A 1,863-nucleotide genomic window follows, 5' to 3' on the forward strand; every position below is an offset into this window, starting at 1 on the left:
GGCACCTCCTGCCTGTGGGGTTTAAGTGTAAAGTACCCCTAGGACTTTATTTAGAACTCCTGGTCGTAAGAGTGTACACCCCAGTTAACCACGTTGATCTCTACAGACATCCAAGTCTCATTTGGATAAAGAGTCTCCTTTGGATCTGGAGTCTTGTCATCTGGATCCTTTGGATCGTCCCCATTTGGATTGAATGGGTTGCCAGAGTAACCAAGCTTCTTGATCGCATTGATATTTACGTGGTAGATGTTGTTACGAAGCACTGGAGACTTCACTGGATCAGTAATAACATCTGGGTTGAGCCAAGCTACGTAGTAGCAAATACCCTTAGCGTACTTGATCACGTTGTCTCTGCCCTCACCAAGATCAGAAGTAGACTTATTGGCAGCCTTAGCAGCAGCCTCGTCAGCATAGAACTTCTTGTCTTGTACACCATAGAATAGGTCGTTACCAGCAGTGTAGGTTTGACCCTCAGCCAAAGCCTTTCCTTGTGGAGTGATCTGAGCAGAAACAATCACATAAGCGGTGTTACCCTTGCGGTAGCCAGTCTCGTCACCAGTGTTGGTTGGATCATCAGCCTTGAGCTTATCACCAAATTGGTGAGTGGTCTCGGTGATGAACTTCATTGGGTTCTTCACGATGTTAGTTACATTCGTCTTGTTGTCAGCGTCACGAGTGAAAGTCGCTACAGCCTCACCAGTAAACGCACGGTAAGCATACTTCTTACCAGCCTCAGTTGCAGTAAAGTTGGTAGCAGTAGTAATGAACTCAAAAGATGGAGACTTGCAGAACTGTGTAAGCATAGGGTTCTGGGCAGGATTAGCAGTAGCGTCAATTGGTTGTGGAGCTAGGAAGGTAGTCTGCTCAAACTGCATTACATCCCACTTAAGATCGCTTAGGGTAACGAGTACGTTGTCGGTTCCCTCCTCTTTGATCTCAAACTTATCTGCAGAAGCAGTTACAGCAGCTTGTCCTACAAGACGACGAACAGTGGCCTTAGCGCAGTTGTCAGTACCTGCCTCAGCAGCATCCTTCTTGATGCCAGCCTCAACCGTGATCTCAACACCCTTGGTAGAATTCATAGCGATGATGTCTTTGCCGCCCTGGAACTTAGCATAAGTCTCCTTTACTGCACCGTTTTCGGTCAGTGTAAAAGCTTGCTTGTTAGCTGCCTCGAAAGCTGCCTTAGAGGTGGCTGCATTGAGTGCGGTCTCGATGTCGGTGCCCTTGATATTGGCATAAACATAAACGATCTTGTCACCAGCAGTGGTCTTCCATGCCTCGGTGCGGAAGTCGTTAGTGTCGGCGTTGGTGTCAGGATTCTCTGTAACCTGAGCGTTATTAAACTGCATCATATCTACGGTCTCCTCTGGGAGGTTGATCACGTAAACATTGACGTTATCCAGTTTGTCACGACCGATGTACTCACCGATAGAATTGAAGTTAGGATCCTCTGCCTTAAGAGAGTTAGGATTCGCTGTGGAGAAGGTGACGGACATGTAGGTGTCACCTGTGCTCTGACCCTCTGGGTTCAGGTCGTTGCTGGCCTGCTTGTTACAAGCCACGAGACCTCCCATGAATAGGGGAGCGAGTAGTGCTAGAAAAATTTCTTACTCATTTTCAAATTAGTTTTGTTGTATAAAAATTGCATTCTCTTTACTATTTCAACATTCTTAATGTATCAATACGATATACTATTTCCGAGCAAAGGTACGTAATATATTTGAGCTTTACTAAAAAAATACTGCTTTTTTGATAATGTGCCCCTGATTTCATAGGATAAATCGGATAAGCGAATGGCCTTTTTCGGGGTTGCCTCATCTGATATGATAGATCGGATGGGAAAGGACCTCCGCGAGGAGG

Annotated in this window: 1 protein-coding gene; it reads right to left on the minus strand. The window is 45.9% G+C overall.

What is annotated here, in order from left to right; all coding sequences use genetic code 11:
* Positions 1-50 precede the first annotated feature (50 nt).
* Entirely contained in the window at positions 51-1,607 is a 1,557-nt protein-coding gene (locus tag QVO39_RS00700) for an Mfa1 family fimbria major subunit (RefSeq protein WP_288171264.1), read from the minus strand.
* Between the last annotated feature and the right edge of the window lie 256 nt (positions 1,608-1,863).

This window comes from Porphyromonas sp. CAG:1061, assembly GCF_000435035.1.
GTDB lineage: Bacteria > Bacteroidota > Bacteroidia > Bacteroidales > Porphyromonadaceae > Porphyromonas_A > Porphyromonas_A somerae.